This window comes from Vibrio sp. OPT46 (assembly GCF_015163535.1).
GTDB lineage: Bacteria > Pseudomonadota > Gammaproteobacteria > Enterobacterales > Vibrionaceae > Vibrio > Vibrio alginolyticus.
The window spans coordinates 70366-75765 of the sequence record NZ_JADDYG010000141.1; the positions used below are offsets into that span (position 1 = coordinate 70366).

The following is a 5400-nucleotide window of genomic DNA, read 5'->3' on the forward strand; positions in this document are numbered from 1 at the left end:
CCTGTATTAATCAAATACATTAATAGCCATAATATTTAAGCCAGCCTATAGGGCATATCATTCCATTAAAGGTTTGAATGTTCTTATTCAAGCTAACGTCTTCCAATTTGTAACAGTGAACAACATTACTAGTCGAAGTAGATGCTGGTGTTGAATACGTCACAGGTTTAGAAGCGTTTGCTTTATGTATTTCATGTGCTCGCTGTTGGTCTATCGCCACTTGATTCTTATGATTGTTAACTTCTCGCAATCCAGATTCTAGGGGTAGGTGCCAATCCTTACATGTTGTTCCTAAACCATCATTCTGAGACTGATATTCTGATAACGCTACACGAGCTTCATTTACAGACTGATCGATATCGGACTGATCGACTAGCCAAGTAGAAAAAGAATAGTTAATGGCCTCTCGATAGGTTTGATAATACGTTTTCAGGTATAGGCTGTAGCTGGCTTTGCGTAGACTGGCAAGCGGTTAGAAGAAAAGGGACAGGGAGTAGTTTTAGAAAAAATTTTTGGTTCATTTTAATCTTAAAATTAATGCAATCTTTTTCATTATCATAATACAGGACGATTGAAGAAAGTAGCATTTCTATCAGTAAGGGAATGTGGCTAACGCACTGATAAGGTGTGAGCAAAGTGATATCAAAGCCCTCAACACACCTTAACTACGAATACTACCGCATAACAAAGATGCTATGCGGTAGCGGTAGTATTCAGGCTTGAACAGTTTGTCGCACGTTGCTCTCGCCTGACAGCACGGAAATTCTCTCAAAATCTCGACTCGGGAAGTCAGGATCTACGTACACAAACATACGACTTATCATTTTTCCTTCAAACTCAAATACACTACAAAAACGCCCTGTGGAAACTTTGTTGTCCGGCCAAGAGGTACCATCACTCATTACGCCGCCTTCCTGTCCTTCAACAATCACCTTGTTTCCAGCAGTCGTTATTTGAAAGCCGTCTATGTCGTGCCAGATACTAATCAACGAGCTACCAATCCTATTGCCAAACTCCACTAAGGCACTCTTTCCTTTCGCTTGCCCAAATTTAGGAAAGAAAAAATCAACATCCTCTGAGAATAGATCCAGATAGCTAGGATCACCGGCATCTATTTTCTCGAAATACTTAACTACTAGCCCAACTAAATCGTCTTTTTCCATACTTATTTCACACCCATATAAGCTTTACGCATAACCTGAACGCTTGCATCTTAAACACAGAGTACATTTAAACTGAAATTGCCAAGAGTTGCGAATCTTATTGAAGTGCTTTGTTAGATGTAATCCGTTTAGCCTACGTATACACCATTGAAGTACTCGACGCGTTCTAACGTCATTCTTAACTTACATTCTTCAATCTGGACACCTTGCCAGGGTGAGGGCGTAGAAGACAGGCCCGTAAACTCACATTCGGCGTCTCTGTATTTTAGCCAAGCTCTTTGGGCCTTTCGAAATGGCTCTACCAGTTCGGTCTGAGACCATGTTTCCCTTAGTGCTTTTTCTTCCTCACCTATTCTAGCGATTGCTTCCTTGTAACTTTCGTTAAGCTCTTTATCTGCAGATTCCATTTTCTTTTCTACACACTGATAACCAGCCATAACGCCACCGCCTTTTACTTTGCAGGGGTCTTCAACATCATCAGAGGCCAAGCAAGGTAAAGAAACCAACGCAAATATCATAAGTAATTTGTTCAAAATTGCCTCCAAGCTCCGAGTGCTTGTTAAACCGTTATCAGCTATTTTTCCTTTTTAATCATGCAGCTTTTTGTCTGTGCCTTCAAAGATAAAATAGAAGGTTAGTGATTCTAGTGCCTAAACAGAAGGTCAAAGAAGATTGATACACGGGTTAAATGACGCCGTAATCTGAGTTATTTTTAGTGGGCGTTTTGTGTCAATCTTTTCTGTGGAATCATTAGTTTGATGGCGTCTGAGGATGTTAAGATGACTCCCATTGAATTTATTATCGCCCTGAAACACCTAGGTTGAATTAAGTGGTGACTATTCCCCTCCAATCATGGAGTTGATTCAAAGGTAGGGCGATAAATGTTGCGATTCGTAATAAAAATTTATGCCAAGTGCAGTTCGCTATCGCGGCTTATATTGAGTTGGGCAATAACCTCTAATGATGTCTGAGTTTCGTAGCTTGTTGTGTTTTGTATTGCGCCCCGAAACCCTTTTACGCCACAATTTAAAGCTACTTGATTTGAGCCTGCTACGCATAAACTGAATCACGTCGGATTCATTCAAACCAAATTGAAATTCGATAGCCTCAAATGGGGTGCGGTCTTCCCATGCCATTTCTATTATTCTTGACTCAGTTTCCGAGGTCAGTTTCATTTCAAATAACCTATTTTAGAAAAGAGATTTCTACGACGGAAATTGAGTCTTGGTTCAAATGTTCTTATATGCGTGCTTAGTGTTTAGCGACTTAACACCTACAAAAACTTCTCAATGAGGACTTCGTCTACGTATTTCCCACGAACTTTTGCATGCTTCTTCGCGGTCCCTACGATTTCGAAGCCTTGTTTGAGATAGGCTGATAACGCTCGCTCATTATCGCCGCGAACGTACGCAAATAGTTTTTCGTAACCCTTTTGTTTGGCTACTTCGAATGTCGATTTGAAAAGCTGTTTAGACACACCTTGGCCACGAGCACCGTCACTAACAAACGTACCAATTATGCCAACATGGTCAAAAGCTTTTGTATATTGTGCAAATGGCTCGATATTTTGGAAACCTATGACTTGTGAGCTATTTTCGGATAAAGCGACTGTAAACACGCCCCGTTCTGGGAAATGAGTAATGAACTCTTTTTCTTCTTCAGGTGTGAAAGGCGTATCTAATACAGTGTATAGACCTTCAATAATGATGGGGTTGAGGACGTTTGTAATGCCTTCAGCATCACCTAAAGTTACCTGACGTACAATTAAATTCATGCCACTTATCTCCTATTAAAATTAGGGCTGTTTTGTACATGAGTTGGAGACTTGCGGCAACAAGTAACGTCATTAAGTCGTAAAGAATATACCTATTACACTTAAACGGCGGTTAATAGTGCTGATTGTTACTTTAGTATTTCTGATATATCACTTTTTAAGTGACGGCTTAACTTCTACAGAATATTTCCACATCACGACCCCGTTTTCTACAAGATCATAACTCGCGCTTTGACCCTCGGAGTTGAGTACAAATACCGGCATTTCCATCCTTGACGTAGCGCCATCTCGGTTGCATGACATGGTAGCTTCAAGCTGTATGCTATTTTTGCTCGGTTCTGAAAGGGTTCCTAAGTACGTGCAGCCGTCGACAAAACTGGTTTTGCTTTTTCCTTTAGAGGATATTTCAAAAGTCGGAAAAATGAATGTTGATTGAGGCTCTGTTACTACCACATTTACTTGATAGTTCGTCGCTGAAAAAGCATTGAAATGAGCTCCAAGCATAAGTAAGAACAAGATTTTTGATTTCATAAACTCTTCTTTATTTCGATATTACTAGTTTGGTTACGGCGCTATTAAGGTGACCACTTAATCTAAAACTTTACTGCGTAAGCATTAAAAAGGATACAAAGGTAGAGTAGTTGAATATGGTTAATCGGCCGTAAATAGTTTTATTAAGCGATCTTACATACCTAAAAGAGGTAAGTTCTTTCGCTTTTGATAGGTTAATGCTAATTCTAAACAGCTCTTGATTGAAGCTTCTGGCAAAGGAGCTGATAAAGATAGAATTATTGCTCGATTACCCTGAAACTCAAGTGAGTCACTATACAGTTCGCGGAATGTGTCGACGAGCTTAGTTTGGCAATTAAAGAACAGATAATAACGACTAGGCGTTTTCTGTTTCCAATCCATCCTTACCGGGCTACCTGTTTTCACACTGTAGCTTGGCTCTCCCCATTTTAGAGATTCTTCAACTTCCCCCAGTTTTAATTCAGAAGCGATAGTTAAGACGATATTTCGTAGCTCTTCTATCCGAATACGCACATGTTTTGGATACTCATCAAATCTTGCCTTCACTGCATGGTTCATTGGTATCTCCTATAAATAGCGCTGTTTTGGGGTGAAGCCCAAGCGTACTTTGGCTATGTAGCAATTACGTCATAATGTTATTAATCAATAAATCTAGCACATAGCCAAAATACTAAGCGTAAGGGTTTCCCTCGGTTACGTTTAGGATGCTCTGGGTGAAAACATGATGATTGACATGCCAAGCATAGCGACAGAAACCCCCACTATGTCCCAGAGCGTTGGTCGAACGCCGTCGATACACCACAACCATAGAATTGCGACAAAAATATAGACACCACCGTAAGCAGCATAAACTCTGCCAGTAGCGGTAGGATGTAAAGATAGAAGCCAAGCAAACATAGCAAGGCATAGCGCTGCCGGTACCAAAAGCCAAACTGACTTATCTTCCTTTAACCAGAGATAAGGTAAGTAGCAGCCTAATATTTCTGCAATGGCGGTTATAAAGAAAAGCCCAATGGTTTTGACTTCAGTCACTTAAACATTCCTATCTTTATCTACAAATATATGATGCTGGTTAAATGGGCAATTGCTCGGCTCATTACATTTCGCCCAGCTTAATCTTGGATTGAGCCTCACTCACGGTTTGTTTACCGAATAACAAATCCATCATCGAAATGATTCGTTTGTTGTCTTTACCCCATTTATCTGGATTCGCGCTGTTTGGTGCTTTAAATTCAACTTGTCCTACTTTTTCGTTATTTTTGTAGGCTTTGATCTGAGCATCAGCGATAAATGTTCTAAAATCCCAGCTCCAGCGTGATACGTAAGTAAGTGTCAGCTCAGAGCTAACAGGAGGAGTGCCGTCGCTTACGACTGTGCATTTATGGGCGGTATCCAAACACCAGTCTTGCATCGAATCTAAGAAAACATCTCGCGTGGCGTTGTCTTTTACGATGGTGATTTCCTTGCTCTGATTTTCTTTCGAGATTGTTTCTACCGTATACTTTGGTGCCGCACATGCGGCTAATAGAATAGGCAAGCTTAGAATGATGAGTTTTTTGTGCATCTTATGTCTCTTTTTTAAATTTATATATTCAAACAACTTCAAGATACTGAGTTCAACGAGAATAACTAACAAGCATGGCAACAGTTATTAACAAAACCTTTAGAGTCGAAGGGTTTGTTTCGGGAGTATGCCAATGTCTCGAAGCAAAATAATTAGTAAGAGATTGCTATAGCGTTATGTTAACTCTTGAACTTATGTCCGTATCAATGTTCAGAATTCTTCGCATTGAAGTTTTTGAAGTGCAATTCTAACGGAATTTTAAATTGCTGCATAATGCTCAATTAAGAGGAATAGGGGAGCTTATCGTTAAACATAACGTGTAGTTCTGTAAATTGCCCCCTAAGACTAAGCTAAAAGGGCCTAATGTT

At 40.0% G+C, this 5400-nt stretch carries 8 protein-coding genes; all 8 read right to left on the reverse strand.

The window, feature by feature from the left end; genetic code table 11:
- Nucleotides 1-713: 713 nt before the first annotated feature.
- Nucleotides 714-1163, reverse strand: a complete 450-nt coding sequence (locus tag IQR33_RS06600; protein WP_005377826.1) for a nuclear transport factor 2 family protein — start codon at nt 1161-1163, stop codon at nt 714-716.
- Nucleotides 1164-1291: 128 nt separating this feature from the next.
- A complete protein-coding gene (locus IQR33_RS06605) occupies nt 1292-1681 on the reverse strand; it encodes a lysozyme inhibitor LprI family protein (RefSeq protein ID WP_017820912.1) in 390 nt (129 codons plus the stop codon).
- A 405-nt stretch (nt 1682-2086) separates the two neighbouring features.
- On the reverse strand, nt 2087-2338 hold the full coding sequence (locus IQR33_RS06610) for a TIGR03643 family protein (RefSeq protein ID WP_005377824.1): 252 nt from the start codon (nt 2336-2338) through the stop codon (nt 2087-2089).
- Nucleotides 2339-2436: 98 nt separating this feature from the next.
- On the reverse strand, nt 2437-2937 hold the full coding sequence (locus IQR33_RS06615) for a GNAT family N-acetyltransferase (protein WP_053306918.1): 501 nt from the start codon (nt 2935-2937) through the stop codon (nt 2437-2439).
- A gap of 150 nt (nt 2938-3087) precedes the next feature.
- Nucleotides 3088-3468 carry a hypothetical protein gene (locus IQR33_RS06620; RefSeq protein WP_031780990.1) on the reverse strand — a complete coding sequence of 127 codons (381 nt, stop codon included), beginning with the start codon at nt 3466-3468 and terminating at the stop codon, nt 3088-3090.
- A 153-nt stretch (nt 3469-3621) separates the two neighbouring features.
- Nucleotides 3622-4026, reverse strand: a complete 405-nt coding sequence (locus IQR33_RS06625; protein ID WP_031780989.1) for a DUF1801 domain-containing protein — start codon at nt 4024-4026, stop codon at nt 3622-3624.
- 141 nt (nt 4027-4167) lie between these two features.
- A complete protein-coding gene (locus IQR33_RS06630) occupies nt 4168-4500 on the reverse strand; it encodes a YnfA family protein (RefSeq protein WP_005377819.1) in 333 nt (110 codons plus the stop codon).
- Nucleotides 4501-4564: 64 nt separating this feature from the next.
- Nucleotides 4565-5032, reverse strand: coding sequence for an Sbal_3080 family lipoprotein (locus IQR33_RS06635; RefSeq protein ID WP_005385757.1), 468 nt, complete (start codon nt 5030-5032; stop codon nt 4565-4567).
- Between the last annotated feature and the right edge of the window lie 368 nt (nt 5033-5400).